Origin of the sequence: Xylanimonas oleitrophica, assembly GCF_003244315.1 — a bacterium.
In the GTDB taxonomy this organism is placed as follows: Bacteria; Actinomycetota; Actinomycetes; order Actinomycetales; family Cellulomonadaceae; genus Xylanimonas_A; species Xylanimonas_A oleitrophica.
Window position 1 is genome coordinate 195587 of the sequence record NZ_QKWH01000001.1, and the last position, 24631, is coordinate 220217.

A 24631-nucleotide genomic window follows, 5' to 3' on the forward strand; every position below is an offset into this window, starting at 1 on the left:
CTCGGTGTCCGAGGTCTGGCCGGGCCCGGGGAACGGGCCGGTCAGGACCGGTCGGTGCCGGTCGGTGCCGGTCAGTGCTGGTCGTCGTCGCCCAGGATCTGTGCGAGCGCCTCGTCGACGTCGGAGTGGGCCGTGGCCTGCGCCTCGCGGCGTGCGAGGTAGCCGGCGGGGTCGTCGAGGTCGCCGGGGCCGGGCAGCAGGTCTGGGTGGTCCCAGACGTGGTCGCGCCCCTCGGGGCCGCCCGCGACGGCCACGTGCGCGAACAGCGCGGCCGCGTCGCGCGAGCGGCGGGGCCGCAGCTCCAGCCCGACCAGGGAGGAGAAGGTCTGCTCGGCCGGCCCGCCCGCGGCCCGACGGCGCCGCAGCATCTCGCGCAGCGGCACGGCGTGCGGCAGGTGCGGCAGGGCGGCCTGGGCGCTGACCTCGTCCACCCACCCCTCTACGAGGGCGAGCGCCGTCTCCAGGCGCAGCAGGGTGGCCTGCTGCTCGGGGGTGGGCTGCAGGCCGAAGATGCCGCCGCCCGCGAGCGCCCGGCGCAGCGCCTCGGGGTCGGACACCTCGACGTCCCGCACCTGCTCCTCGAGGGTGTCGAGGTCGATGGTGATGCCGCGCGCGTACTGCTCGACGAGCCCGGTCAGGTGCGAGCGCACCCACGGCACGTGGGTGAACAGGCGGGCGTGGGCGGCCTCGCGCACGGCGAGGAAGTGCCGCACCTCGTCGGCGGGGGCGTCGAGGCCGTCGGCGAACGCGGCGACGTTGGTGGGCATCAGCACCGTGCCGGGGCCGGGCAGCAGCGGCAGGCCCACGTCGGTGGCGCCGAACACCTCCCGCGAGAGGGTGCCGGCAGCCTGGCCCACCTGCATGCCGAAGGCCGCGGCACCCAGGCGGCGCAGCAGCTGGGCGGGGTCGAGGCCGCCGAGGCCGAGCTGCTCGAGGCCGAGCCCGGAGGGCCCGAGGGCGCCGGCGGGCAGGCCGGGCAGCTCGAGGCTGACGTCGAGGTCGCCGGGGAGCTGGTCGGCCAGCACGGTGGCCAGGGCGTCGGCCATGGACGCGGCGACGGGGGCGACGAGGCGGTTCCACGCGGGCAGCGTGGCCTCGACCCACTCGGAGCGGCTCCAGGCGTGCTTCTGGCCGCCCGACGGCGGCAGGGTCGTGGCGGCGTCGAGCCACAGCTCGGCGACGGTGAGGGCGTCGGTCGCCTGCCGCGCCTGGGTGCCCGTCAGGGACGGGTCGCCCTCCGCGACCGCGACCTGGCGGGCGAGGTCGTGCGCGACGTCGGTGTTGACGGGACCGTCGCCCGAGGCGGACAGCATGCGCTGCACCTGCGCCAGGACGTGCTGCATCGTCGCCGGGTCGGGCATGGCGCCGCCGCCGGCCAGGGCTGCCGGGTCGATGCCCTGCGCGCGCATCTGGGCGATGACCTCGTCGGCGCGGTCGCCGAACAGCTGGCCCAGCAGCTCGCGCAGACGGCGCTCGTCGTCGTCGGGATGGTTCATGGGTGGGCTCCTCGCGTCGGTCCTCACCGTAACCAGGGCGGCGGGGGCCGTGGGGTGCCCGGTGGCGGCTTTCGCCCACAGCGCACCGGCGCCGGGGAGGGCCGCGGTGGGGCAGGTTCCCAGGCGGAGCGGGGATGATGGGCGGGTGACGTCGACCGACCCCCGTACCGGTGCCGGCCTGGGTGGCGAGGACAACGGCTCCGTGGGCTTCCCCGAGCCGGCTGCCCCTGCCCCGGTGGGGCCGCGCGCCCTGGTGCTGAGCGCCTCGCTCCTGGCCACCGCCCTGCTGTCCGCCGTGGCCCTCGTGCTGCCCACCGGCTACGCCGTCCGGGCGCCGGGCCCCACGGAGGACACCCTGGGCTCGCAGCGCGTCGGCTCGGGGCAGGACGCGCGCGAGATGCCCCTGGTGGAGATCGAGGGCGCCGAGACCTACCCGGCGTCGGGCCAGCTGCGGCTGACCACGGTCTCGGTGGGCGGCGGCCCGGTCAGCAACGTGTACGCCGGTGACGTGCTCGCCGCGTGGGCGTCCCCGGCGCGGGCGGCGCTGCCGGTGGAGGCCGTGTTCCCCGCCGGGGTCACGCAGGAGCAGCAGCGCGAGGAGAGCGCCGCGCAGATGACCAGCTCGCAGGAGAACGCGACGGCCGCGGCCCTCACCGAGCTGGGGTACGACGTGCCGGCCACGCTGACCGTCGCCGGCACGCCAGAGGGGTCGGGGGCGGCTGGGGTCGTCGAGGAGGGCGACGTCGTGCGCAGCCTCGACGGGCGACCGGTGGCCACGCACGCCGACCTGCTGGGCGAGCTGGACCAGGTCACGCCCGGCGACGACGTCGTGCTCGGTGTCGAGCGCGACGGGCGCCCGCAGGACCTGACGATCACGACGACGGACGGCGGCTCGCGTGCCGCCCTCGGCATCCTCGTCAGCTCGCAGTACGACTTCCCGATCGACGTCTCGATCCGCATCGAGGACATCGGCGGGCCGAGCGCCGGGATGATGTTCGCCCTGGCGATCATCGACGTGCTCACGCCCGAGGACGAGCTGCAGGGCCAGGTGGTGGCGGGCACCGGCACCATGGACGTCGACGGCGCGGTGGGGCCCATCGGGGGCATCGAGCAGAAGCTGCGCGGCGCGGTGCGTGACGGAGCGGCCTGGTTCCTGGCCCCGGCGGACAACTGCCCGCAGGTGGTGGGCGAGGTGCCGGAGGGGCTGCGCGTGGTGCGGGTGGCCACGCTGGCCGAGGCGCGCGACGCCGTCGAGGCCATCGGCGCAGGCCGCGGCGAGGCGCTGCCCACCTGCTCCTGACGGCGGTTGCGGAGCGTCCTGCCGGGCGCTTCCGGGCACCGGCAGCGGCGGTGCGGCAGGCCTCTGCCACGCGGCACGACGGCCACCGGCTGACGTGCGCGGGCGAACGGTGGGAACCTGGGGCGGACCACAGACGTTCCCCTTACCGGTCGTGCACACGCGCGACACCTGATCCACCCCAGCGAGGTACCTGTGTCGTTCGCCCCACCCCGTCGTCCCAGCCCGCCGCCACGGCGAGGCCGCAGCCCGCTCGTCGTCGCGCTCGTGGTGCTCGCGGCCATCGTCGCGGCGCTGCTGATCCTGGCGCAGTTCTGGACCGAGATCATGTGGTTCCAGGCGCTCGACTTCGGTCGGGTCGTGTGGACGCAGTGGATCGCCCGGGCCGCCCTGTTCGCCGTCGCGTTCGTGCTCATGGCCAGCGTCGTGTTCTGGTCGTTCTCCGCCGCGTACCGGTCCCGGCCGGTGTACGCGCCGTCGACGCCGGAGCAGGCCACGCTGGACCAGTACCGCGAGGCGGTCGAGCCGCTGCGCCGCGTGGTGACGATCGCCGCCCCGCTGGTCGTCGGGTTCTTCGCCGGTGTGGCCGCGGCCGCGCAGTGGCGCACCGTGCTGCTGGCCCTGAACTCCGTGCCGTTCGGCACCACCGACCCGCAGCACGGGCTCGACGTGGGCTTCTACGTCTTCCAGCTCCCCGCGCTGCGCTTCGCCGTCAGCATGCTCATGGCCGTGGTGGTCGTCTCGGCCATCGCCGCGCTGGTCACCCACTACCTGTACGGCGGTCTGCGTGTGGGCCCCGTGCCCGACGGGACGGCGCGCACCACCCGTGCGGCGCGCATCCACCTGTCGGTGCTCGCAGCCGTGTTCATGCTGCTGATCGCCGCGAACTACTGGCTCGACCGGTACTCGATCCTGCTGTCCTCCGGTGACCGGTTCGATGGCGCCTCCTACGCCGACGTGCACGCGGTGATCCCCTCCAAGGCGATCCTCACCGGTGTCGCGCTGCTCGTGGCAGCCACGTTCGTGGTGGCCGCGTTCCGCGGCAACTGGCGCCTGCCGGCCATCGGCGTCGGCCTCATGGTGGTCTCCGCCGTGGCGATCGGCGGCATCTACCCCGCCGTCGTGCAGCGCTTCCAGGTGACCCCGAACGCGCAGGAGTACGAGGCCGAGTACATCCAGCGCAACATCGACGCGACGCACAAGGCGTTCGGGCTCGACAACGTGGAGACGCAGCAGTACGACGCCACCACCCAGGCGGAGGCGGGCGCGCTGCGCGAGGACGCCGAGACCACGGCGTCGGTGCGGCTGCTCGACCCGCAGGTGGTCAGCCCCTCGTTCCGCCAGCTGCAGCAGAACAAGCAGTACTACAACTTCACGAACAACCTGGCCGTGGACCGCTACACGGTGGACGGGGAGTCGCGCGACACCGTGATCGCGGTGCGCGAGCTCAACCTCGACGGCCTGGGCAACAACCAGCGCAACTGGGTCAACGACCACACCGTGTTCACGCACGGCTACGGCGTCGTCGCCGCCTACGGCAACCAGCCGGGCCCCGACGGCCGGCCCGCGTTCTTCGAGGGCGGCATCCCCACCCAGGGCGCGCTGACCGACATGTTCGAGGGCGGCTACGAGCCGCGCATCTACTTCAGCCCGGCCACCACCACGTACTCGATCGTCGGTGCCCCCGAGGGCTCCACGCCGTGGGAGCTCGACTACCAGGCGGACGACGCCGAGGGTGGCGGTCAGGTCAACTACACGTTCCCCACCCAGGAGCGCACGGCCGGCCCGAGCGTCGGCTCGTTCCTGTCCAAGGTGCTGTACGCGCTGAAGTTCGGCTCGCAGGAGATCCTGTTCTCCGAGCGCGTCACGAGCGAGTCGCAGATCCTCTACGACCGTGACCCGCAGCAGCGCGTGGCCAAGGTCGCGCCGTGGCTCACCCTCGACAACCGCGTGTACCCCGCGGTGGTCGACGGTCGCGTCAAGTGGATCGTGGACGCCTACACCACCACGAACGCGTACCCGTACTCGACCTCGACGCCGATGCGTGAGTCCACCGCGGACACCCTCACCGCGCAGGCCCAGGGCCTGCCGGTGGAGCTGCCGCAGGAGGTCAACTACATCCGCAACTCGGTCAAGGCGACCGTGGACGCCTACGACGGCTCTGTGACGCTCTACGCGTGGGAGCCCGAGGACCCGATGCTGCAGGCCTGGGAGAACGTGTTCCCCGGCTCCGTGCGCCCCCTGGCGGACATCTCGGGCGACCTGATGAGCCACCTGCGCTACCCGGAGGACCTGTTCAAGGTCCAGCGGTCGCTGCTCACGCAGTACCACGTGACCGAGCCCGGCCAGTTCTTCTCGGGCCAGGACTTCTGGCGCAACCCGCAGGACCCCACGGTCCAGACGGAGCCCAAGCCCCTGCAGCCGCCGTACTACCTGACGCTGCAGATGCCGGGCCAGGAGCAGTCGTCGTTCTCCCTGACGTCGACGTTCATCCCGGGTGGCAACTCCGACCGCGAGATCCTCACCGGGTTCCTCGCCGCGGACGCGGAGGCAGGGTCGACTGCGGGGGAGAAGTCCCCCGACTACGGCCGGCTGAGGCTCCTGGAGCTGCCCCGAGACCTGACCGTCCCCGGTCCGGGCCAGGTGCAGAACAACTTCGACTCCAACCCGATCATCTCCGAGCAGCTCAACATCCTGGAGCGCGGTTCCTCGAGCGTGGTGCGCGGCAACCAGCTGACGCTGCCCGTGGGCGGCGGCCTGCTGTACGTCCAGCCGGTGTACATCCAGTCCGCCACCGGCACGCAGTTCCCGCTGCTGCGCCGCGTGCTCGTCGCCTTCGGTGACCAGACCGGGTACGCCGCGACGCTCGACGAGGCCCTGGACCAGGTGTTCGGGGGCGACTCGGGTGCGGCTGCCGGTGACGCCGGTGGCGAGGCCGAGGACGAGGCGCCGATCACACCGGCGGACCCGGGCACCGACCTGGGCAGCCCGGCGGCGGAGCCGACGGCTGAGCCCACGCAGCCCACGCCGACGGAGACGACCGAGCCGGAGCCGACCGACACGGCTCCGGCCCCGGCCCCGGCAGCGCCGGGCGACCCGCGGGCCGAGCTCGACTCGGCGCTGCAGGAGGCCAACGCCGCCATGCAGGCCGGTCAGCAGGCTCTCCAGCAGGGCGACTTCGCCGCCTACGGCCAGGCGCAGGAGCGGCTCCAGGCCGCCCTGGAGCGGGCCGTGGCAGCGGAGGACGCGCTGGACGGTGCGGGAGGCTGACATCCGGGCCGCAGGTCGGGGTCTGGGTGTGACGCTCGTCGCACGCAGGCCCCGACCTGCGGTTTTGCCTCAGGCGCCGATTTGGACCTGGGGCGGACATGGCGTAATGTTCAGGGAGTCGACGCGGGGTGGAGCAGCTCGGTAGCTCGCTGGGCTCATAACCCAGAGGTCGCAGGTTCAAATCCTGCCCCCGCTACCACACAGGATCACGAGAGTGGTTCTGAACGAAGGCCCCCAGGGATTCCCTGGGGGCCTTCGTCGTTGTCGGGCTCCGGTCTCGTCCCCGACGAACGCGACCGAGCCCGCGGACGGCTCGACCCGGCAGCCCGCCCACGACGCTCACGTCGAGGTCAGCCCGACCTCGCGAAGCAGCGCGGCGTCGACGGACGGGGGAGCGCCGAACTGGCGACGGTACTCGCGACTGAACTGTGACGCGCTCTCGTAGCCGACGGCGTAGGCGGCACCTGCGATGTCGCTCGGGTCGGCGAGGAGCCGCACACGCGCCTCCTGGAGGCGCAGCCGCTTCTGGTACTGGACAGGGCTGAGCGCGGTGATCGCGCGGAAGCTGCGATGAAAAGCCGACGGACTCATCCGGGCGAGCCGTGCGAGATCCTCGATGCGGAAGGGATCGGCGTAGTGCTCGCGGATCCATCGCACCGCGTGCCCCACACGGCTGAGGCTGCTGTCAGCGAGGCCGAGCTGGCGCACCACGGGGCCGAGCGGGCCGGTGAGCGCCAGCCAGTGCAGCTCCCGTTCGAAGATCGCGCCCAGCACCGCGCGGTCCTGCGGCCTCTCGATGAGCCGTACCGTCCGGCCCACGGCATCGATCACGTCGGGCGAGGCGTCGGCGACCGCGATACCGGCTGGCACGGGGCCGCGCGGTGACGGAGGGCTCTCCAGCAGCAGCTCGGCGATGATCGCGGGCCGCAGGGTCATGGCGAAGCCGAGCGCCGGCCGGCGCGCGCTCACTCCGAAGAAGTGGCCCATCACAGGCACCTCGACGGATGTGACGAGGCACTGCCCGGCGCCGTACTCGAACACCTGCTCGCCGACCGCCATGCGTTTCGAACCGCGGGCCATGAGCACGAACGACGTGCCGGTCACGGATCCCTCCGGCGGGCCCTCGGTCTCGACCCGGGAGGCCACGATGCCGTCGACGATCGTCGTCTCCGCGCCGGCGAGGCGGTCGATGAGCCTGCAGACGTCTTCCAGCTCCATTCGGCGATTGAAGCACCGGGGTAGGCGCTCTCCTACGCGATTCGACCGATCCGAGCAGGATCAGGCAAGAGCCTGCGACGATCCGTCTAGGGCTCAGGGCGCTCGGGTGGTGTGCTGGTCGCACCAGCCAACAGGAGGAGCGCACAGTGGACGTCTCATTGGTCATCGGCGGCAGTGCGGGGATCGGGCAAGCGGCGGCCGTGGAGATCGCGCGCCGCGGCGCGGCGGTGATCGTGACCTACCGCAGTCACCCGGAGGGCGCACAGGAGGTCGTCGCGCAGATCGAGCAGCAGGGAGGGCGTGCCGCAGCGCTCGGCCTGGACGTCGCCGACATCTCGTCGTACCCGGCGTTCCGCGAGCGTGTCGCGCAGGTGCTCGCCGGGTGGGGGGAGGAACGGATCACGTCGCTGGTCAACAACGCGGGCGTCGGCGCGGCCGCCACCCTCGAGGAGGCGACCGAGGAGTTCTGGGACCGACTTCAGAGCATCCTGCTCAAGGCGCCCTTCTTCCTGACCAAGGAGCTCGTGCCCCTGGTCGCAGACGGCGGCGCCATCGTCAACACGACCAGCACCTCGACGCACCCGACCGGGCTGACCGTCGGCTACTCGGTCTACGGGGCGATGAAGGGCGGCCTCGTGGTCCTGACCCGATACCTGGCCAAGGAGCTCGCTCCTCGCGGTATCCGCGTGAACTCGGTGTCACCCGGCGTCACGCGCACCCGGCTCGGCGACGACGCGTTCACCCGTTTCCCCGAGATCATCCCCGACCTCGCCGCGCGGGTCGCGCTGGGGAGGATCGGCGAGCCGGAGGACGTCGGCAAGGTCATCGCGTTCCTCACCTCGGGCGACGCCGGCTGGATCACCGGCCAGGACGTCGAAGCCTCGGGTGGTCACGACCTGTGACCGGACGACCTGTGACCGGACGGCTGGGCGCGGCGGCCGAGCCGGTGCCGGCTGGCTCGTCGCCGCGCGTCCGACGGCGTCCGCACACCTACCTCTGACCTCACTGACCTCACTGACCTCACTGAAAGGAACGACCATGACCATCGGATACGGCTTCTCCGCCACCATGACCGCACACCCGGGACGCGGCGACGAGCTGTTCGACGTCGTCCGCTCGGGCCTCGATCCGGGCAGCCCCGCGTCGACCCGGTTCTGCCTCGTGTACCTCGTCAGCCGCTCCGCGTCCGACCCGGACGTGGTGCACCTGGTCGAGGGCTGGACGAGCGCCGAGGACCATCGACGGGAGTTCGACACGGACGCGGCGCGGGCCATCGTGGCGCGGTTCGACGGCCTGCTCGCGAAGGACCCTGAGTACACCGACCTCGTGCCCGTGACCGGCAAGGCGGTGCTCGCGTGACCGCGAAGACTGCGCGACCCGCTGTCGATCCCGAGCTCGCCGAGCTCTACGCGGCCCTTCCAGCACCGGTGGTCCTCGACCTGGACGTGCTGCCGCACATCCGGCCGTACTCGTCCGCACCGGTCGAGCCCTTGCTCGAGGGGCGGCCGATCCGCCGGCGGGAGCTCACCGTGACGGCCGCGGACGGTGCTGCGCTCGCGCTCTCGATCTTCTCGCCGGCCGGTGCGGACCGCGCTCGTCCCGCCGTGCTGTGGCTCCACGGCGGAGGCATGGTGATGGGCGACCGTTTCGCGCAGATCGACATCCCCTTGGAGTGGCTCGAGCAGCTCGACGTCGTCGTCGCGAGCGTGGAGTACCGCCTCGCGCCCGAGGTCCGCGGGGACACGCTGGTCGAGGATGCGTACGCCGCGCTGAGCTGGCTCGCTCGCGAGGCCGAGGAGCTGGGCATCGACCCGGCGCGCCTCGTCGTCGCAGGAACGAGCGCCGGTGGCGGACTTGCGGCCGGGGTGGCGCTGCTGGCTCGTGAGCGCGACCTGCCCGTGCGCGCTCAGGTGCTGTTGTGCCCGATGCTCGACCATCGCAACGTCACGGTCTCCAGCGCGCAGTTCACCGCCCCGGACATCTGGTCGCGAGAGACGAACGCGTTCGCGTGGGGGCAGGTGCTGGAGGGCATCGACCAGGACGAGGTACCCGCCGCCGTCTCGCCGGCACGGGCGGCCGACCTGTCCGGTCTGCCTGACACCTACCTCGATGCAGGCTCCGCGGAGACGTTCCGCGACGAGGTCGTCGACTATGCCAGCCGCATCTGGGCCGCCGGCGGGGATGCCGAGCTGCACGTGTGGGGAGGCGGCTTCCACGGCTTCGACGCCGTCTTCCCGCAGGCCGACCTGTCGCGCCGCGCACGCGCGGCCAGGATCGACTGGCTGCGCCGGCGCGTCTGAAGGCCGACGCGGGCGGGGCTCGCGGGGGCGGGCCCCGCCGGCGTCATGTGCCGAGCAGGCTGCTCACCGCGTCGCGCTCGGACGTGGCGGCGTGCTCCTGAGCCACGGCTCCTGGAGGGGCCCCACGAGACGAGAGAACGGGCGGCCGGCATGCCCCGACCGCCCGTCCCACGTGTGTCGCACCGGCAGACGCCTCTCGGCGCGCGGCCGCTCGTAGCGGCTGAAGGTGAAGCCCGGGGGTCGTGACCGGTGCGACACCCGGTACAACCGGGCCGCGGGCGTGAATGTTCCCAGGGGGGCACGTGCCGGCCAGGCGGCGCGGGCCTCCGCGGTGAGCGGTGGGGGCGTCGCGGAGAGCGACGTAGGCCACGTGCCGGACGGCTCAGGGGTCTCGGGGCGCTGCCGATGCCTCGGGAGAACCCCCCCGTCGTCATCCTTCGAGGTGTCTCCATGCCCCGCACCGGCCTGTACTCCCGTCTGTCCCTGAGGTGGAAGATCCTCGTCGCCACGCTGACCGGAGCGCTCATGGCCGTCCTGGTCGGGGTGACCGGCTATGTCGCCACGGGCACCCTGCAGGCCACCCGGGACGACGAGGTGGGCCACGAGGCTGCCTATGTCGCAGCGCTGCAGCACGCCGCGGTGACGGCCAAGGCGGTGGCGAACGACGAGCGCGGGTTCCTGATCACCGGTGACACGGAGTACGTGGACCAGATCGTGGACCGCTTCCGCACCATCGACGCCGATCTGGAGACGGCGGCCTCGCTGGCCGAGGACGACGAGCGGCGGGCGGCCGTCGCCGAGATCGCGTCCGGGATCGCGGCGTGGCGCGCCGTCGTCGAGCAGGAGCAGGCGCTGTACGCCACGGACCCTGCTGCCGCGACGGCCATGGCTCTGGAGGAGAGCCGCTCGGCCCGCAAGTCCTACGAGGAGCTGCTGGACGCTGCGAGCGAGGAGGCGATGGCGGACCTGCAGAACGGGACGGCCTTCGCCGGGCAGGTGAGTCAGGCGCGGACGGCGCTGCTGGTGCTGCTCGTCGGTGCGGTGGCCCTGGCTCTCCTGGTGGGCTGGCGCCTGAACCGCCGGGTGACCCGCGCCGTGGCGGAGCAGGTGGCTGGTCTGCGAGCCGTCGCTTCCGGTGACCTCACCTACCGCGTGCCGGTCACGTCGGGTGACGAGTTCGCGGTGATGGCGACGGCGCTCAACGAGACGAGCGCGGGGCTCGCGACGGCGATCAGCACCGTCGCGGCGAGCAGCGACCGCCTGTCCACCGCGTCGCAGGAGCTGGCCGTGGTGGCGGACGGTCTCGCGGACGGTTCGGCGCGCTCGTCGAGCCAGGTCGGTGTGGTGGCGAGCGCGGCGCAGGAGGTCAGCCGCAACGTCGAGGCTGTCGCCGCGGGGGCCGAGCAGATGGGCCAGTCGATCCAGGAGATCGCTCGCAGCACCGCCGAGGCGGCCGAGGTGGCGCGGCAGGCGGGCGAGTTCACGCAGAGCACGGACGAGCGGATGGCTCGGCTCGGCGAGGCGTCGCAGCAGATCGGCACGGTGGTCAAGGCGATCACGGCGATCGCGGAGCAGACGAACCTGCTCGCGCTGAACGCGACCATCGAGGCCGCCCGGGCGGGGGAGGCGGGCAAGGGCTTCGCCGTCGTGGCGGGCGAGGTCAAGGAGCTCGCGCAGGAGACGGCGCGGGCCACGGAGGAGGTCTCTCGCCAGGTCGAGGCGATCCAGGGTCAGACGGCGACGGCGGTGGCGGCCATCGGCCGAATCTCGGCGGTGATCGCGCAGATCGGCGACCACCAGTCGACCATCGCGGCGGCGATCGAGCAGCAGAGCGCGACGACGGCGGAGATGACCCGGGGTGTGGCCGAGGCGGCCGGTGGCAGCGGGCAGATCGCGGCGAGCATCACCGGTGTGAGCGACACGGCGGAGGGCGTCACCCGGGCGGCGGACGAGGCGCGCCGGCACGCGGCGGCCATGGGCGACCTGGTGGGGGAGCTGCGCGGGGTGGTGGCGCGCTTCTCGGTGTGACCGGGGTCGGACCCTGGACAGCTCATATGAACATCTGAAAGAGTGTTCATATGAACAGTGCTCGAGCGTGCTCGTCCAGGACCATCCTCTGATGGGCGCCGGGCACGCCCACGGGCCGGCCGTCTCCAGCGGAAGGCGCCACCTGCGCCCGCTGGTGATCGCGTTCTCCCTCACGGCCACCTTCATGGTGGTGGAGTTCGTGGTCGGGTTCTGGACCGGGTCCCTCGCCCTCATCTCCGACGCCGCCCACATGGGCACCGACGTCATCGGTCTGGGCATGGCCATGGCCGCCATCCTCGTCGCGAGCCGCTCCACCGACCCGCAGCGCACCTACGGCCTGTACCGGCTCGAGGTGCTGGCCGCCCTCGCCAACGGCGTGCTGCTGTTCGGTGTGGCCGGGTGGGTGCTGGTCGAGGCCGTGCGCCGGTTCTCCGAGCCGCCCGAGGTGCCAGGGCTTCCGCTGCTGGTCACGGCCGTCCTGGGGCTGGTGGTCAACGTCATCAGCTTCCGGCTGCTGGCGGCCGGTGCCAAGGAGAGCCTCAACGTGCGCGGCGCGCACCTCGAGGTGCTCGGGGACCTGCTCGGATCGGTCGGCGTGGTCGTCGCCGCGGTGGTGCTGTGGACCACCGGCTGGTCGTACGTCGACCCCCTCGTCGGCGTCGCGATCGGCCTGTTCATCCTGCCCCGCACCTGGAGGCTCAGCCGCCAGGCGCTGCGCATCCTCCTGGAGGTGGCTCCGCCCGAGGTCGAGATCGCGCAGGTGCGTGACGCCCTCCTCGCCGTGCCCGGCGTCGCCGCCGTCCACGACCTCCACGTCTGGACCATCACCTCCGGCATGGACAGCGCCAGCGCCCACGTCGTCGTCGAGGCCGGCGCCGACCGCGATACGGTCCTGACCGGCGTGCACGCGGTGCTGCGCGAGCGGTTCGAGGTCACCCACGCCACCATCCAGTGCGAGGCCGAGCGGTTCGGCGACGAGGAGGCGCACCATGCCTGAGCGGGCGGAGCACCACGACGACGTGCTGAGGGAGAACGTCTCCCGGGTGCGGCGACGGATGCCGTCCGACGACGCGGTGGCCGACGTCGCCGACGTCTTCGCGCTCCTGGGCGACCCGGGGCGGCTGCGCATCCTCACCGCCCTCCTGGAGGGCCCGCTGCGGGTGCGTGACCTGGCCGAGGCTGCGGGCGTCAGCGAGTCCGGAGCGTCGCACGCGCTACGGCTGCTGCGCGCCCACCGGGTCGTGAGCGTGCAGCGGGTGGGGCGCGAGTCCCACTACGAGATCGACGACACGCACGTGCGGGCGCTGCTCCAGCTGGCCCTCGACCACGTCGGCCACTCGGTGCTCGTCCACGTGGCCGACGAGGCGCCGGCCGAGGGCGGCTGCCAGGGCTGACCCCCTTCGCGTCCCTGCGGCGTGTGGCCCGCACCGCAGGGGTACACCCGTTGTTCACCCACGTGTCCCTCTACTCCGGCAGGGCCGTGCCGATCGGAGAGGGCGTGACTCTCCCGATGCCCGGTACCGCCGTCGCCGGCAACCTGGCCACCACAGGACAGACCGACCGATCGGCAGGCCGCACGATCGGCGAGCTCAGCGCACCTGTCCCGCAGGTCGACGCCGCCGACGCGGTCTCCCTCGTCGAGCGGATCTTCCGCGAGCACCCGCAGCTGCGCGCCGTCGCGGTCGTGGGGCTGGAGGGTCCGCCGGCGCTGCTGAGCCGCAGCAGCCTGGAACGGCAGCTGAGCGGCCGTCTCGGCTACGGCCGCGCGCTGCTGTCGCGCGCCGTGGCGGGCGACGTCGTCGACGCGCACAGCCTGCGCGTCGACGCGGACCTGCCGCTGCGCGACGCCGCGGGGATGCTGCTGGCCCAGCGCGAGTGGCTGCGCGACGACGACGTGCTGGTGCTGCACCAGGACGGCACCACCGGTGTCGCCTCGGTGGCGGCGATCTTCCGGGAGATCGGCCTGGTCTACCAGGAGATCGCCATGCGCGACCCGCTCACCGGGCTGCCGAACCGGCGCATGCTCGACGAGCACGGCACGCGCCTGCTCGCCACGGGCACCGACCCCGCCAGGGTGGCCGTCCTGTACGCCGACCTCGACGGCTTCAAGCAGGTCAACGACACCCTCGGGCACAAGGCCGGCGACGAGCTCCTGGTGGCGTTCGCCCGCCGCCTCGACGGGTGCGTGCGCCCGCAGGACCTCATCGGGCGGCTCGGCGGTGACGAGTTCGCCGTGCTGCTCACCGACATCGACCCGGAGGAGGCCACCGCCGTGGCCGACCGTGTGGTGGTGGCCGCGCAGGAGAAGTTCACCGTCGAGGACCACCGGGTGGAGGTCTCGGCCAGCGTGGGTATCGCGCTGGGCTCCGAGCTGACGGGTGACGAGCCCGTCTACGGGGTGCTCGACGAGCTCCTGGAGCGGGCGGACCGCGCCATGTTCCGCGCCAAGCGCGCCGGCAAGTCACGCGTCGCGCGGTGGTTGCGCGTGGAGGAGGCCGGGGCCCCGGGGCGCCGCGCCACCCTGCGCCGGCGTCTGGAGCACGCCATCGCGCACGGGGACCTGCACCTGCACTTCCAGCCCAAGCTCGACCTGCGCACCGGCCGGGTCGAGTCCGTGGAGGCGCTGCTGCGCTGGACGGACGAGGAGCTGGGCGTCATCTCCCCGGGTGAGGCGATCCCGGTGGCCGAGGTCACCGGCCAGATCGTCGCGCTGGGGGAGTGGGTGCTGCGGGCCGCGTGCGCCCAGGCGCGCGCCTGGCAGGACGCCGGCCGCGACTGGGCGGTGGCCGTCAACGTCTCCCCGGTGCAGCTCGCCGAGCCGGGCCTGCCCGAGCAGGTGCTCGCGGCCCTGGAGGAGGCGGGCATCCCGCCGCGTCTGCTCCAGGTGGAGGTCACCGAGACCGCCGCGATCGCCGACCTCCCGCTCGCCATCGAGCAGCTCCACCGTCTCCAGGAGGCCGGCGTCTCGGTCCATCTCGACGACTTCGGCGTGGGCTACTCGTCGTTGGGCCGCATGCGCAGCCTGCCGGTGAGCACCCTGAAGATCGACCAGAGCATCGTCTCGCGCATCGACTCCGACGAGGCCGACGCCCAGCTCCTGTCCGGCGTGATCAAGGCCGCGCACACGATGGGGCTGACCGTCGTGGCGGAGGGCGTCGAGCGCACCAGCCAGCTCGACCGGCTGCGCGAGCTGGGGTGCGACGTCGCCCAGGGCTACCTCATCAGCCGGCCCCGCCCCGCGGGAGAGCTCGAGACCGCCCCCTGAGCCGCTCTCGTCGGGTGTGACGCGGTCCACGGCCCGTGCGCTGGGCGGCCCGCCGGGGCGCGCCTAGGCTCGGTCGCGGTCACTCCCGCGTCTCGAAAGGCCTCGCCGTGCGCCTGCCCCGCCCGATCCTGTCCGTCGCCGCCGTCGGCGTCACCGCGCTGGCCCTGACCGGGTGCTCGACGCCGGGCACGACGACGGACGCCGGCTCGCCGTCGCCGTCGGCCGCCGCCTGCGAGCCTGGCGCGCTGCCCACCCTGACCGACGGCGTGCTCACCGTGGGTGCGAGCGACCCGTACGAGCCCTGGTACGTGGGCGAGCGCACCAGCGGCGAGGGCTTCGAGTCCGCGCTGGTGTACGCCGTGGCCGAGCGCCTGGGCTACGAGCACGACGACGTCGAGTGGGTCGACGTCACGTTCGACCAGATCGTGGCGCCGGCCGAGAAGCCGTTCGACCTCGCCGCCTACCAGACGACGATCACCGAGCAGCGCCGCACCGCGGTCGACTTCTCCAGCCCCTACCTGACCACGCGGCAGGGCGTGATCGTGGCGGACGACGGCCCGTACGCGGGCGCCACCACCCTGGCGGACCTCGAGGGTGCCAAGGTGGGCGTCACCGCGGCCCAGACGTCCCTCGACGCCGCCGAGGCCGCGTGGGGCGACGCCGTCGAGGTGGTGCCGTTCAGCGCGGCCGGCGACGGCATGCAGGCGCTGTCGTCCGGGCAGGTCGACGCCATGGTGATGGACGTGGACCAGGGCGTCGCCGCGTCGACCGTCTACTTCCCCGACACCCAGGTGGTGGGCACCCTGCCGCAGCCGGGCGAGCCCGAGCAGCTCGGGCTGGTGCTCGACAAGGACTCCGCGCTCACGGCCTGCGTCTCCGAGGCGGTCGACGCGCTCGAGGCCGACGGCACCCTGGCCTCCCTGCGCACGGAGTGGCTCCGGTCGGACGACGTGCCCGAGCTCGGCTGACGGCTCCGGGCGCGCTGGCGGGCCCGCGCTCGTCTCAGGGGATGGGGGCGGCGAGCCCGGCCCGGTCCACCAGGACGGCCAGCTGTTCGCGGCCGCTCAGGCCGAGCTTGGTCATCGCGCTGCTCAGGTGCGACTTCACGGTGCTGTCGGAGACGTAGACGCGGGCTGCGATCTGCGGGTTCGACAGTCCGTGGGGCAGCCACGCCGCGATCGCCCGCTCGCGCTCCGTCAGTCGTGCGAGCGCCGCACGGGCCTCCTCGCGCGGGGCGGCCTCGGCGGCTGCGCCGGACAGGTGCCGGATGAGCGCTCCCGCCGCGTCCTGGCCGAGCGCCCCGGCGCCGTCGGCGACGGCTCGCACGTGCGCGGCGATCTGCTCGGGGTCGTCGTCCTTGCCGAGGAACCCCTGGGCGCCGGCCCGTACCGCCGCCAGGACGGTCTCGTCGGTGCCGAACGAGGTCAGTGCCACGACGGCCGGCGGGTGCGGGGTGCGGTGCAGGGCCTCGATGGCCGCGATGCCTCCGACCCGGCGCATGTGCAGGTCCATGAGGACGACGTCGGGGCGGTGGGCTGCCACCTGGGCGGGCACCTCGTCGCCGTCGCTCGCCTCGCCCACCACGGTGATGCCCTGGGCGGTCAGCACCGTGGTCAGCAGCCTGCGGACCATCGGGTCGTCGTCGACGACCAGCACTCGTGTCACGCTGCCGGAGCGTAGCCGCCCTGGCCGACAGCGGTGCGCTACGTCGCCGGGACGGCGGCCCAGGGCAGGTCGGCCGTGACGGTGTACCGGTCGGGGCCGGGTTCCACGACGAGGCGGCCGCCGAGCGCCTCGGCACGTTCCACCATGCCGGTGACCCCCGAGCCGGTGCCCGGGAAGGTCGGGGCGCCGGGCACCAGCGGGTTGCTGACGCGCACGTGGACGCCGTGGTCGCGCCCGGCGCGCACGTTCACCTCCACCGGGGCGCCCGGGGCGTGCTTGAGCGCGTTGGTGACCGACTCCTGGACGATGCGGAACGTCGCCCGGGTCAGGGCGGTGGGTGCGTGCTCGGCGTCCGAGACGAACACGGTGCCGGAGACGGTGTGCCCCTGCTCGCGCAGGCCGTCGAGCAGGGGGACCAGGTCCTCGAGGCTCGCCCCCGGCATGCCCGTCTCGTCCCCCGTGCGCAGCGTGGCGATCAGGGACCGCATCTCGGCGATGGCGTGCTGGGCGGAGGCCCGCACCTGACGGGCCGCCTGCTTGGTCTCCGGGTCGCCGTGCGTGACCTCGATGGCCGACGCCTGGAGCGAGATGGCTGCGATGTGGTGCGCCACGGTGTCGTGGACCTCGCGGGCGATGAGCTCCCGCTCCTCCTGCCGCGTCATCCGGTCCTGGAGCACCGCGACAGCCGTGGCCTGCGCGGCCCGGGAGTCGTCGGCCGCGGCGCGGAACCGCCGCAGGAGCCCCGCTCCTACCGCTGCTGCGACGAGGACGACGCCCCACACGAGGAACTCCCACGGGCCCGGGTAGCTGGTGAGCTCGCCGGTGACGGTGTCGTGGACGGCGAAGACCCGCCCGCCGGGCTCGCGGGCGAGGTCGCGGACCAGCGCCACGGCCGTGGCGGAGCCGGCGGCGACGCCGCACAGCACGGCCGTGCGTGCGCGTGCCGTGGTCACCACCCACGAGAGCGCGAGCAGCGCCGCGAAGGAGTCGAGCTGGAGCAGGAGGCTGGCGGCCGACGCCCCCAGCGTCAGCGCCACGGGGTGCTTGCGGCGCAGCACGAGCAGGCCGGCCAGGGTGGCCCCGACGAGGAACGCGAGCATGCTCATGTTCGACAGCGGCGCGTCCGGGCCGTCGATGTACGCGACGGCCATGATCGAGCTGCACGCCGACGTCGTGACGGCCACCGCGGTGCCCCAGCGGGCGACCCAGCGTGCGAGCCGCCCGCGACGGACGCCGCCGTGGCCAGCAGGGGCGGCGGCCGGCGGCGAGGGCGACGGGGGATGCATGCCCGGCAGCGTACGGGCGTGCGCCGACACCGGGCCTCGCCCGACCGGGTGAGATCTCTGCGTGCGTCCTGCCCGGTCGGGCAGCAGGTCCTGCCCGACCGGGCGATGTGCGTCAGGGGGTCGCGCCACGAGGGTTGACGACGTCAATCCACCCCCTTATCCCGAGGAGTCATCATGAGCGAGCAGCTCTCTCAGCCCGGCCAGCCGTCCTCCCCGCAGCCCGGGCAGACCGCCGCGCCCACGCAGGCGGACCTCAAGCGCCAGGTGCGCGAGGCCAAGGCCGTCGCGAAGGCGAACCGCAGCTGGTTCGGCCGGCACAAGGTGCTCACCGCGCTGGGCGCGGTGGCCGTCGTCGCCGTCGTGGCGGCGATCGGAAGCGGCGGCGACGACGCTCCCGCCGCGCCTGGCACGACGGCGTCGGTGGCCGCCGGGACGGACGGGACGGACACCGTCGACGCGGCCGCCGAGACCCCGGCCGAGGCGCCCGCCGAGGCGCCCGCTGAGCAGTCCGCCGGCGTCGGCACCGCCGTGCGCGACGGAAAGTTCGAGTTCACGGTGACGGCGGTCGAGCCCGGCGTGGCGCAGGTGGGCGACGAGTTCCTCAACAAGGCGCCGCAGGGCCAGTTCGTGCTGGTGCACCTGACGGTCGCCAACATCGGCGACCGCGCGCAGATGTTCTACGACGACGCGCAGAAGGCGTACGACGCGGCCGGTCGGCAGTTCTCCGCCGACACCGAGGCCGGGATCTACCTGGAGGACTCCAACGCGTTCCTCAAGGAGATCAACCCGGGCAACACCGTCGAGGGGATCCTCGTGTTCGACGTCCCGACCGACGTCACGCTCGCGTCGCTCGAGCTGCACGACTCGCTGTTCTCCGGCGGCGTCACCGTGGCGCTCGGCTGAGCGGGGCGCGGTCAGCACCTACGCGGGCGGCTCCGAGGCGGACCTGCTGCGCTGGCTGACCGACCTCGCCCAGGCGGTCGCCGCCTCGGGCGAGCACGCCTCCATCACCGTGCACCTGTCGCGCGGCTGCCCGGGCGAGGTGGTGTGCGACCTGCCCGGAGGCGCCGGCCCGCGCCCGGTCGAGCCGCCCGCCGGCCGCACGGTCGGCCGCTTCGCCGCGGCCGAGTGGGCGCTGTACCCCCTGGCCGACGACGTGCGGGCGGGCGTGGAGCCCGACCACATGCGGGACATCTACGCGGCCATCGAGACGGCGCGCGCCAACGGCACGTTCCGCGCCTCGGAGCACTTCGTCACCCGCCTCGAGGGCGACCTGGGCACCGTGCTGGAGACCGTGGTGGGCGGGTGGGCCCGCGTGGGCCGCACCGTCCAGCACGTCACCAGCCACCTGACCGTCTCGGTCAACAGCCCGAGCCACCGCGATGTCACGGCCTGAGACCGCGCGGCGGGCGCCGCGCCTCGAGCTCAAGGACATCGTGCTGATGGTGATGCTCGGTGTCGTCTTCGGGTTCCTCTACTGGGCTCTCGTCCAGGCGTGGAACGGCCTGGCCGTGCTCATGGGGCCGGCCGGCGACCTGGCCCAGCACGTGCTGCTGGGCGGCTGGCTCATCGTGGCACCGATCGCCATCGCGATCCTGCGCCGGCCGTTCGTCGGGATCGTCGCGGAGGTGATCGCCTCGGTGATCGAGGTGGTGTTCCTCGGCTCTCCGGTGGGACCCATCCTGCTGGTCGTGGCCGCCATCCAGGGTCTGGGCAGCGAGCTGCCGTTCGCCGCCGGCCGCTACCGCCGGTTCGGCTGGGCCCGGTACGCCGTCTCGGGCCTCATGGGCGCGGGGCTGGTGTTCGTGTTCTCGGCGTTCCGGTTCGACTGGTGGGGGCAGGACATCCTGCTGCTGCGCCTGGGGCTCCAGCTCGCATCCGGTGTGCTGCTCGGTGGTCTGCTGGCCCGCGTGGTGGTGGACGCGCTCGTGCGCACGGGGGCGCTCGACAACTTCGCGATCGTGCGCGACCAGGCCGACCGCCGGGCGCCGGTGGCGCGCCGTGAGCGCTGACCCCGCCCCGCTGGTCGAGGTCCGCGGGCTCGAGGCCGTCTTCGCCACCGGGGACGGCCTCGGCCCGGTCGACCTGCGCATCGAGCCGGGCGAGCAGGTGCTCGTCGTGGGGCCGTCCGGGGCCGGCAAGTCCACCCTGCTGCGCTGCCTGCACGGCGCCGTCCCGCACGCCGTGCACGCCGAGATGACGGGCACGGTGGCGGTGGCGGGCCGCGACGTCCACGCGACCGGCGTCGCCGACCTGGCGGACACCGTCGGCGTCGTCGCGCAGGACCCGGAGACGGGCGTGTGCCTCACCGAGGTGGCCGACGAGGTCGCCTTCCCGCTCGAGAACCTGGGCACCGCCCCCGAGCAGATCGCGGGGGCGGTGCGCGACGCCCTCGACCTGGCAGGGGCCGCCCACCTGGAGGGCCGCAGCACGGACACCCTCTCGGGCGGGGAGCTGCAGCGCGTGGCCCTGGCGGCAGCGGTCGCCCCGCGCCCGCGCCTGCTGCTCCTGGACGAGCCGACGGCGATGCTCGACGGCGACGGCGTCCAGGCCGTGCGCGCCGCCGTCGACCGCGTCACCCGCGCGGGCACGGCGGCGTGCGTGCTGGTGGAGCACCGGCTCGACGAGTACGCCGGGCCGGACGGCACGAGCGGGCTGCCCGGGCGCTGGGTCGTGGTGGACCGCAACGGCCGCGTGGTCCACGACGGCCCGGCTGCCGACGTGCTCGACCGGGCGGGGGCGGACCTGCTCGCGCAGGGTTGCTGGCTGCCCCTGGACGCCGAGCTGCGCGTCGTCCTCGGGTCCGGGGACCTGACCTCCGGCGTCGTGCGCGACGGGCTGCGGGCGCTCGCGGCCCGAGCCGAGGAGCAGACGGCGCCCGAGCCTGAGCCCGGACCTGGGTCTGAGCCCGGGGCCGCGGTGCTGCGGGCGCGCGGCCTGGCCGTCGCACCGATCGGGTCCCCGCGGCCCACGCGCCGCCGGCCCGTGACGCCCGTGCTGCGCGACGTCGACCTCGAGCTGCGCGCCGGTGAGCTCGTCGCGGTGGTGGGCGCCAACGGCGGGGGCAAGTCGAGCCTGCTGACCTGCCTGGCGGGGGTGCAGGAGCCGCTCGCCGGCACGCTCGAAGGTCCCCGGCCCGGGTTGGTGCTCCAGAACCCCGAGCACCAGCTCTCGCGCACCACGGTGCGCGAGGAGGTGGCTGTCGGCCTGCCTCCGGGGCCGCAGACCGAGGTGCTGGTCGAGGAGGTGCTGCGCGAGCTCGGGCTGCTGGACCACGCCGAGCACAACCCGTTCCGCCTCTCGGGCGGTCAGAAGCGCCGTCTGAGCCTGGCCGCGGTGCTGGTGCACGAGCGGCCCTTCCTCCTGGCGGACGAGCCGACGTTCGGCCTCGACCGGCACGGCACCGTCGCGGCGGCCCGGGCGCTGGCAGGTGCCGCGGCGCAGGGGCGGGGCGTGATGTTCACGTGCCACGACCTGCGCACCGTGGCCGGCTACGCCGACCGGGTGCTCGTGGTGGGGCAGGGCACGGTGCTGGCCGACGTCGGGCCGCTCGACCTGGTGCGCGACCAGCGCCTGCTCGCCGCCGCTCGGCTGCACCCGCCCCGCCTGGTGCAGCACCTGGCGGCCGAGGTCGGCGGGTCCGGCGAGCTGCGCGCGGTGCTGCAGGGGCTCGACGACGCGGTGGCGGGCCTGGCCCGCCCGGCCACGGCGGTGGTGCCGGTATGAGCTGGCTGGAACGGGCCAACCCCACGGTCAAGATGGCGCTGCTGCTCGTGGTCTCCCTGGCCACGCTGTTCCTGCTGGACGTGCGGGTGCTGCTCACGCTGTACCTGCTGGGCCTGGTGGCCGCCTACGGTGCCGCCCGCCTCGACGTGCGCACGCTCGCCCTGGCCCAGGTGCCGTTCCTGCTGTTCGCCGTGGGCCTCGTCATGGTGAACGCGGTGAGCCGGCCGGGGGAGCCTCTCGTGGAGGGCTCCGCCGTCCGCGTGACCGTCGAGGGCCTGGTCATGGGCGTGGCCCTCGCCCTGCGCGGCATGGTGATCGGCGTGCTGACCGTCGCGTTCCTGGCCACCACGCCGCCGCGCGACCTCATGGCGAGCCTCGCCCAGCACGCCCGGCTGTCGCCGCGGTACGCCTACTCGATGCTCGCCGGCCACCGGATGCTGGTGGCGATGCCGCGGCGCTGGGCCACGATCCGGGCCGCGCAGGCGGTGCGGGCGCCCCTCGGGCGGGACGGGCGGCCCCGCCTGGGTGTGCGCGACTTCGGCCGGGCGGCCTTCACGCTGCTGGTGGGGTCGGTGCGCGCCTCGGAGCGGATCGCGCTCGCGATGGAGTCGCGCGGGCTCTCGGCAGGGCCGCGCACGGTGTGGCGGCCGGTGCCGGTGGGACGGCGCGACGCCGTGCTGGCCGTCGTCGTCCTCGGCACGGCGGTCGCCGTCGTGGTGGGCGGCCGGCTGGTGTGAGACGGGTCGAGGCCCCCGCCGAGACGTCGGCGGGGGCCTCGACCGGTCCCGGTGCTGGGCGTCAGCGCGAGGGCGTGTAGTCGCCCAGGGACGACGGCGGCTGCGTGAGGTCCGGGTCCGCCTTGAGGTAGGCCCGGGTCTCCCGCGCCACCAGGCCGGACAGCAGGAGCAGGCCCACCAGGTTGGGCAGGGCCATCAGGCCGTTGAGGATGTCCGCCACGCCCCACACGAGGTCGAGCTCCCACAGGGCGCCCACGAGGCACACCAGCGTGAACACGGCCCGGTAGGGGAGCGAGACGCGGATGCCGAACAGGCTGGTGGCGCAGCGCTCGCCGTAGTAGGCCCAGCCGATCACCGTGGACAGCGCGAAGAACACGACGGCGATGGCGACGACGGCCCCGCCCACCTGGGCCAGCGGGCCCGACGACATGGCCTCGGCCGTCATCGCCGCGCCTGCCGAGCCGGAGTACCAGGCGCCCGAGGTGATGATGACCAGGCCGGTGAACGTGACCACGACGATGGTGTCGATGAACGTCTGCGTCATCGACACCAGGCCCTGGCGCACGGGGTGGTGCGACTTGGCGGCCGCCGCGACGATGGCCGCCGAGCCCAGGCCCGACTCGTTGGAGAAGAGGCCGCGGGCCACGCCGAACTGGAGAGCGAGGGCCACCGTGGAGCCCACGAACCCGCCGGTGGCGGCAGTCCCGGTGAACGCGTCGGTGAAGACGAGGGCCAGCGCGTCGGGGATGGCGGTGACGTTGGTGGCGAGCACCAGCAGGCCGGCCAGGAGGTAGAAGAGGATCATCGCGGGCACGAACGAGGCCGTGACCGCGCCGATGCGCTTGATGCCGCCCACCAGCACGACGCCGACCAGCACGGTGATGACGATGCCGGTCACCAGCGGCGGCACGCCGAACGTGTCGTCGAGCGAGTGCGCGATGGTGTTGGTCTGGGTCATGTTGCCGATGCCGAACGCGGCGAGCGCGGCGAAGAGCGCGAACGCCACGGCGAGCACCTTGCCGAGCGGGCCGCGGATGCCCTGCTTGAGGTACTCCTGCGGGCCGCCGCGCTGCTCGCCCTTCTCGTCGGTCACGCGGAAGCGGGAGCCCAGGAAGGCCTCGGAGTACTTCGACGCCATGCCGACCAGGCCGGTGACCCACATCCAGAACAGGGCGCCGGGGCCACCGAGGCCGATGGCCGTGGCGACGCCCGCGATGTTGCCGACACCCACCGTGGCCGCCAGCGCCGTGGTCAGCGCCTGGTAGTGCGAGATGTCGCCGCGGGCGGTGTCCCCGGAGCCGTCCCGCGGCTTCTCGGAGCGCTGGACGAGCGCCAGGCGCAGTGCGGGCCCGAGCTTGCGGAACTGCAGCCCGCCCAGGCGGATCGTCAGGAACAGGCCCGTCCCGAGCAGCAGGGGGATGAGCAGGAAGGGGCCCCAGACGAAGGACCCGGCCTGGGAGACGAAGTCGGCGAAGGAGCTCATGGCGGCTAACCGTAACCTGCGTCACACCGTGAGCGGGAGACCCGGTCGCCCGGGTCCCGGCGCAGGTCAGGCGAACAGCGCCGTGCCGTACTTGAGCAGCACCACCGCGACGGTCAAGAGCAGCCAGGCCGTCAGCAGGATCCCCAGCCCGCCGGAGCGCACCAGCGACATCGCGAACGCCTGGACCCGGCGCGGCCAGCGGAGGTTGTCCTCCACGATGTTGAGGTGCAGCATCGAGAAGAACACCAGCGTCGTGGCCAGCTGCACCGTCAGGCACCAGGGGCACAGCGCGTGGATGTTGACGACCGCCTCGTAGAACAGCCAGTACGCGAAGACGAACCCGAACAGGTAGACCGTCTGTGCCGCGATCATGAACCAGCGGGGGAACCGCACGCCGGCCAGGCCGGCCACGGCGACGGTGATGACCACCGGCTCGGCCACCAGCCCCAGGAACGAGTTGGGGAACCCGAACACCGACGCCTGCCAGGACTGGGCGACGGCGCCGCACGAGACGATCGTGTTGATGTCGCAGGCGAGGGCCTGGTCGGGGTTCGCGGCCAGGTGCACGGCGTCGACCGACAGCACGAACGCGGCGGTGAGGCTGATGAGCGCGCCGACGAGCATCTCGCCGAAGAGCCACCGGCGGGAGTGGAACAGGCCGGTGGGGCGCTCGCCCACGAGGGTGTCGTCGAGCGCGGCAGGCTCGGGCTCGTGGTTCGGCTCGACACCGTCGGCCGGCTCGTGGAGCCCTGCCGACGGGGGAGCGGGCGTGGTGCTGGGCATGTGTCCCCCGGGGGTCGTGGTGTCGCCCAGCGTAGGGACATAGTGGTCTGACCACAAGAGGTCGGGCGGTGTGCGAT

General features: G+C 73.5%; 21 protein-coding genes and 1 tRNA gene. 16 read left to right on the forward strand and 6 right to left on the reverse strand.

Going from position 1 to position 24631, the window contains the following annotated elements; all coding sequences use genetic code 11:
- Window positions 1-71: 71 nt before the first annotated feature.
- Window positions 72-1496: a zinc-dependent metalloprotease gene (locus DNL40_RS00955; protein WP_111249363.1), complete on the reverse strand. Its 1425-nt coding sequence runs from the start codon at window positions 1494-1496 to the stop codon at window positions 72-74.
- 145 nt (window positions 1497-1641) lie between these two features.
- Between DNL40_RS00955 and DNL40_RS00960 the strand changes: the two genes are divergently transcribed.
- The 3 genes from DNL40_RS00960 (at window position 1642) to DNL40_RS00970 (ending at window position 6262) form a co-directional block, all read left to right on the forward strand.
- On the forward strand, window positions 1642-2796 hold the full coding sequence (locus DNL40_RS00960) for a YlbL family protein (protein WP_342766627.1): 1155 nt from the start codon (window positions 1642-1644) through the stop codon (window positions 2794-2796).
- A gap of 192 nt (window positions 2797-2988) precedes the next feature.
- Window positions 2989-6063 carry a UPF0182 family membrane protein gene (locus DNL40_RS00965; protein WP_111249365.1) on the forward strand — a complete coding sequence of 1025 codons (3075 nt, stop codon included), beginning with the start codon at window positions 2989-2991 and terminating at the stop codon, window positions 6061-6063.
- A 122-nt stretch (window positions 6064-6185) separates the two neighbouring features.
- A tRNA-Met gene (locus DNL40_RS00970) sits at window positions 6186-6262 on the forward strand.
- Window positions 6263-6402: 140 nt separating this feature from the next.
- Here DNL40_RS00970 and DNL40_RS00975 read toward each other — a convergent pair.
- A complete protein-coding gene (locus tag DNL40_RS00975) occupies window positions 6403-7281 on the reverse strand; it encodes an AraC family transcriptional regulator (protein ID WP_111249366.1) in 879 nt (292 codons plus the stop codon).
- 146 nt (window positions 7282-7427) lie between these two features.
- Between DNL40_RS00975 and DNL40_RS00980 the strand changes: the two genes are divergently transcribed.
- The 8 genes from DNL40_RS00980 to DNL40_RS01015 all read left to right on the forward strand — a co-directional run bounded on the left by DNL40_RS00980 (window position 7428) and on the right by DNL40_RS01015 (window position 15842).
- Window positions 7428-8183 carry an SDR family NAD(P)-dependent oxidoreductase gene (locus tag DNL40_RS00980; RefSeq protein ID WP_111249367.1) on the forward strand — a complete coding sequence of 252 codons (756 nt, stop codon included), beginning with the start codon at window positions 7428-7430 and terminating at the stop codon, window positions 8181-8183.
- Window positions 8184-8319: 136 nt separating this feature from the next.
- On the forward strand, window positions 8320-8640 hold the full coding sequence (locus DNL40_RS00985; protein WP_111249368.1) for a putative quinol monooxygenase: 321 nt from the start codon (window positions 8320-8322) through the stop codon (window positions 8638-8640).
- Complete coding sequence (locus tag DNL40_RS00990; RefSeq protein ID WP_111249369.1) at window positions 8637-9581, forward strand: alpha/beta hydrolase; 945 nt, start codon at window positions 8637-8639, stop codon at window positions 9579-9581. Before DNL40_RS00985 ends, DNL40_RS00990 begins: the two co-directional genes overlap by 4 nt.
- 450 nt (window positions 9582-10031) lie before the next feature.
- Window positions 10032-11609 (forward strand): methyl-accepting chemotaxis protein, encoded by a 1578-nt coding sequence (locus tag DNL40_RS00995; protein WP_245885553.1) that lies wholly within the window; start codon window positions 10032-10034, stop codon window positions 11607-11609.
- A 91-nt stretch (window positions 11610-11700) separates the two neighbouring features.
- Window positions 11701-12606, forward strand: a complete 906-nt coding sequence (locus DNL40_RS01000; protein ID WP_111249371.1) for a cation diffusion facilitator family transporter — start codon at window positions 11701-11703, stop codon at window positions 12604-12606.
- Window positions 12599-13003: an ArsR/SmtB family transcription factor gene (locus DNL40_RS01005; protein ID WP_218925971.1), complete on the forward strand. Its 405-nt coding sequence runs from the start codon at window positions 12599-12601 to the stop codon at window positions 13001-13003. The genes DNL40_RS01000 and DNL40_RS01005 overlap by 8 nt, the downstream gene beginning before the upstream one ends.
- Window positions 13004-13107: 104 nt before the next feature.
- Window positions 13108-14874: a putative bifunctional diguanylate cyclase/phosphodiesterase gene (locus DNL40_RS01010; RefSeq protein WP_146251987.1), complete on the forward strand. Its 1767-nt coding sequence runs from the start codon at window positions 13108-13110 to the stop codon at window positions 14872-14874.
- Between the two features lie 107 nt (window positions 14875-14981).
- Window positions 14982-15842, forward strand: a complete 861-nt coding sequence (locus tag DNL40_RS01015) for an ABC transporter substrate-binding protein (protein WP_179950881.1) — start codon at window positions 14982-14984, stop codon at window positions 15840-15842.
- A gap of 34 nt (window positions 15843-15876) precedes the next feature.
- On the opposite strand, the gene DNL40_RS01020 is transcribed toward DNL40_RS01015, so the two are convergent.
- Together DNL40_RS01020 and DNL40_RS01025 are read right to left on the reverse strand one after the other, a co-directional pair.
- Window positions 15877-16539: a response regulator transcription factor gene (locus DNL40_RS01020; RefSeq protein ID WP_111249374.1), complete on the reverse strand. Its 663-nt coding sequence runs from the start codon at window positions 16537-16539 to the stop codon at window positions 15877-15879.
- A gap of 38 nt (window positions 16540-16577) precedes the next feature.
- Complete coding sequence (locus DNL40_RS01025) at window positions 16578-17825, reverse strand: sensor histidine kinase (protein ID WP_146251988.1); 1248 nt, start codon at window positions 17823-17825, stop codon at window positions 16578-16580.
- 174 nt (window positions 17826-17999) lie between these two features.
- Between DNL40_RS01025 and DNL40_RS01030 the strand changes: the two genes are divergently transcribed.
- The 5 genes from DNL40_RS01030 to DNL40_RS01050 all read left to right on the forward strand — a co-directional run bounded on the left by DNL40_RS01030 (window position 18000) and on the right by DNL40_RS01050 (window position 22288).
- On the forward strand, window positions 18000-18728 hold the full coding sequence (locus DNL40_RS01030; RefSeq protein ID WP_111249376.1) for a DUF4352 domain-containing protein: 729 nt from the start codon (window positions 18000-18002) through the stop codon (window positions 18726-18728).
- Window positions 18729-18837: 109 nt separating this feature from the next.
- On the forward strand, window positions 18838-19221 hold the full coding sequence (locus DNL40_RS01035) for a YkoF family thiamine/hydroxymethylpyrimidine-binding protein (protein WP_245885554.1): 384 nt from the start codon (window positions 18838-18840) through the stop codon (window positions 19219-19221).
- Entirely contained in the window at window positions 19208-19837 is a 630-nt protein-coding gene (locus DNL40_RS01040; RefSeq protein WP_218925972.1) for an ECF transporter S component, read from the forward strand. The genes DNL40_RS01035 and DNL40_RS01040 overlap by 14 nt, the downstream gene beginning before the upstream one ends.
- Window positions 19827-21551 carry an ABC transporter ATP-binding protein gene (locus DNL40_RS01045; protein WP_179950882.1) on the forward strand — a complete coding sequence of 575 codons (1725 nt, stop codon included), beginning with the start codon at window positions 19827-19829 and terminating at the stop codon, window positions 21549-21551. The genes DNL40_RS01040 and DNL40_RS01045 overlap by 11 nt, the downstream gene beginning before the upstream one ends.
- The gene (locus DNL40_RS01050; RefSeq protein WP_111249379.1) at window positions 21548-22288 is read left to right on the forward strand and encodes an energy-coupling factor transporter transmembrane component T family protein; all 741 of its coding nucleotides are present in this window, start codon (window positions 21548-21550) and stop codon (window positions 22286-22288) included. The genes DNL40_RS01045 and DNL40_RS01050 overlap by 4 nt, the downstream gene beginning before the upstream one ends.
- Window positions 22289-22349: 61 nt before the next feature.
- Here the strand turns inward: DNL40_RS01050 and DNL40_RS01055 are convergent, their stop codons facing one another.
- Both DNL40_RS01055 and DNL40_RS01060 read right to left on the reverse strand, forming a co-directional pair.
- Window positions 22350-23771 carry an alanine/glycine:cation symporter family protein gene (locus tag DNL40_RS01055; protein WP_111249380.1) on the reverse strand — a complete coding sequence of 474 codons (1422 nt, stop codon included), beginning with the start codon at window positions 23769-23771 and terminating at the stop codon, window positions 22350-22352.
- Between the two features lie 66 nt (window positions 23772-23837).
- Window positions 23838-24554, reverse strand: a complete 717-nt coding sequence (locus tag DNL40_RS01060) for a vitamin K epoxide reductase family protein (protein ID WP_111249381.1) — start codon at window positions 24552-24554, stop codon at window positions 23838-23840.
- Window positions 24555-24631: the final 77 nt, after the last annotated feature.